This window comes from Lacticaseibacillus manihotivorans DSM 13343 = JCM 12514 (assembly GCF_001435035.1).
In the GTDB taxonomy this organism is placed as follows: domain Bacteria; phylum Bacillota; class Bacilli; order Lactobacillales; family Lactobacillaceae; genus Lacticaseibacillus; species Lacticaseibacillus manihotivorans.
Genome location: NZ_AZEU01000265.1, coordinates 1 through 2,830 on the forward strand (window position 1 = coordinate 1; position 2,830 = coordinate 2,830).

The window sequence follows — 2,830 nt, forward strand, 5'->3', positions numbered from 1 at the left end:
TCAGACCGGCCAGATGCGATTTCATGTCCCAAATACCGAGGTGAATAATCCAGGATGAATACTCGACCCAACAGAATGCCATCGATCTTGGTACTGCGGTGTCGCCAATATTCAAAACTGCCTATGAGACTTACCTTGCCATCCACGAAGCCTTGATGGATGGGCATCCTCGTGTCCTCAAGAGATTAATCACCGAATATCAGCCAACAGGTTCGGTCATGGACACTGCCATCGCCACCTTGCGCAAGAATCTCCCATGGATCATCAACGCCGCTAAGTCGCCATACTCCAACGGCCCTATTGAAGGTGTCAACCGTAAGATCAAAGAACTCAAACGGAGCTGTTATGGATTCGCCAACCAAGCAAATATGTTCGTCCGGGTCTACCAGCTCATCGCTTAAGCTTTCTAAAACAACTCTCAACTCCAAAACCTTTACCGCAACACCATCGCCATTGAATCCAGCCTAGTCCCTTGAACAATTAAATAACAAAAAAGCCTCCCTTAGTCGGGGAGACCTTCAAAGAATAAAAACTATTCTTCAACACCATTTGACAAATTTCCGTGAATCGTGGGATTGCGCTGCTTTTTTGAAATTCTATGAATAATCCAGGTTAACATATTCTTCATTTCTTCTGTAAGATTTACCATTTAATTTTCTCCGATCAACACGGCATTACGCTTTCCGATTACTTTTAGTAAGTATACTGTTGATATCCTATTTTGTCAATCCTATGTCCCATAGATGAACATCGCAGACTAGGATCACGGAAGGTTTAAAAAGATTCCCTTGTTTTGTAAATTGGTTAAGCAAACATGTTTATATCGTTGGTCATGCTCAGGATAGATGGGTATTGTGAGTGCAACCGGATTGAGTTGTTTGTATGCTGGGCAATGTTGACCTCGATACAGAGGATCATACCATTTCTGATCTGGATGATAACCTCGTTTTTCCATTTCACGTAACACAATACAGTGAAATTGAAATAATTTATATGGGGAATGTGCAAATACGTAATTAACGGTAGCGTGTTTCCGTCCCCATCCATTACCGCGAAGCGCCGCAATTTCACGATGCTGTCCCAATAATTGTTGTCTTGGGAGTTGCTGAATTAAATCTTGATGCCATAAACGCACGTTACGGCTTCCTTTCTTGAAAACTAGTCTTAATATTTATGCCATTTGGAGGATTACAGTACTGAACCATTTTATGACGAAGCGCCTTTTCTATAGGTTCATCGGCAGTATAAGTAATGGGATTTGCGCCTACTCGGATTGTCTGATCAATTTGTTCAATTTTGTTGGTGTGATTGATTATATTGCTCTTGCAAAGGAATGATATCCTTTTTTGCTGTCTTTGGAGCAGCGATTGCACCCTCCGCATGAACATATACACGGTTTATTAAGATGGCTTTGAAAGTGAAGTCGTGCTACCTAATTTTGAGTCGTTTTAGCCTAACTAATACCTATCATGCCGAATTTGTTATTGGATCGTTTAAGTGTAGAAGCAACTAAATTTGTTCGATTAATTAGTTGAAAATTCTTGGGATTGCCCATGTATTTTTTAGTCTGGTTATTAGCTTTTATGTTTGATCTGCTTATTTCTGATCGCAAACACCCACAACTGCGAGTGAATCCTTTTTGAAGTCGTTGACTGTCAACAATACATTTATTTCCACATTGACATTGACAGAGCCAAAGCGCGTTTCCATTAGAACTGCTTCCCCAAAAAAATGACTGTGAGTCGTCCAAACGTTTGATTGGCCAAATCGATACGCTTTTGCATACTAATCTCCCCGTTTGATAAGCAGGTACTTAAAGAGTTGTTCTCAATTGATCTAATCGCCATTGGCACCATGAAATAAAGGCTAATTCGTCAATCTTTGGAATGCCATAGGTTCTAGCATACGTTAACTTTTGAGTGGTAAGTAGTTGATCATAGGGTTTGCTAATAATACCAACCACAAGGATATCGACATTTTTGGCAATCCCGTTGACAGGTTTTGCTCCTAGAATAGTTGCTAACTGTTGTGCCTGTAAACGACGAAAAGATCGCAAACGGCCGGTAAAGAGAATTCGTTTGCCCCTTAAATCTATCATGATGTTTACCTCTCACTAGGGGGAACGTTTGCTAGATCTTCTGCCTGATACTTTTCGATGCGATATAAGGTTACTGGTGCAATACCTAACATGCGAGCAATTTGTCGCTTGGTCAGAGTTTCATCTCCGTCTTTCTTCCTATTTAAAAGGCGACAGGCTTCTTTATAAATATAGCGTTTTTGACGATTAGGTGAATGAGGACCATATTCGCGAATTTTGCCCTTATATTTGCCCTGGCGTTTGGCAATTTCTATGCCTTGTTGTTGTCGTATCTTAATAGTTTCGCGCTCTTCTTGAGCAATATACTTATATAGTTCGACAATAATTGTCGTAATCAAGTTACGAAGGTTAGGATCTTCAATACTTGCAAAGCTAGGCAGATTTAGAACATTCAATTGAGCTCCACGATGGCGAATGGTTTCGATGATGTCAGTCAAATCATGAGAATTGCGACCAAGTCGATCAAGGCTCAATACCACTACTTCATCATCATCACGAATATAGTCTAACATTGCTTTTAGTTGAGGACGATCGGCATTTTTACCTGAAAGCTTCTCTTGAAAGATTTTATTAACACCGGCATCATGTAGCTGCTCAATTTGACGTGCAAGATTTTGATCACGCGTACTAACACGCGCATAACCGATTTTAGCCAATTCTAGGTCGCCTCCGGGTCACTTATATGTAACTAATAATACTCCCTTCTCACTTTAGTTACAATAGGGTACACCC

3 protein-coding genes and 1 pseudogene are annotated in these 2,830 nt (G+C 40.5%); 1 reads left to right on the forward strand and 3 read right to left on the reverse strand.

Annotation, left to right across the window (positions count from 1 at the left end; translation table 11 throughout):
• Window positions 1-53: 53 nt before the first annotated feature.
• Window positions 54-401 (forward strand): annotated as a pseudogene (locus FD01_RS13355) (transposase); the annotation flags it as partial.
• 362 nt (window positions 402-763) lie between these two features.
• Here the strand turns inward: FD01_RS13355 and FD01_RS15865 are convergent.
• From FD01_RS15865 to FD01_RS13365, 3 genes are all read right to left on the reverse strand, one after another.
• A complete protein-coding gene (locus FD01_RS15865) occupies window positions 764-1,135 on the reverse strand; it encodes a TIGR02328 family protein (protein ID WP_003563277.1) in 372 nt (123 codons plus the stop codon).
• Between the two features lie 678 nt (window positions 1,136-1,813).
• Complete coding sequence (locus tag FD01_RS13360; protein WP_054719923.1) at window positions 1,814-2,098, reverse strand: BRCT domain-containing protein; 285 nt, start codon at window positions 2,096-2,098, stop codon at window positions 1,814-1,816.
• 5 nt (window positions 2,099-2,103) lie between these two features.
• Window positions 2,104-2,754 (reverse strand): recombinase family protein, encoded by a 651-nt coding sequence (locus FD01_RS13365; RefSeq protein WP_003586220.1) that lies wholly within the window; start codon window positions 2,752-2,754, stop codon window positions 2,104-2,106.
• Between the last annotated feature and the right edge of the window lie 76 nt (window positions 2,755-2,830).

What these genes read in the sequence shown, in the direction of transcription:
- FD01_RS13360 (WP_054719923.1), bottom strand. Translation starts at nt 2,098, where the DNA reads ATGATAGATTTAAGGGGCAAACGAATTCTCTTTACCGGCCGTTTGCGA.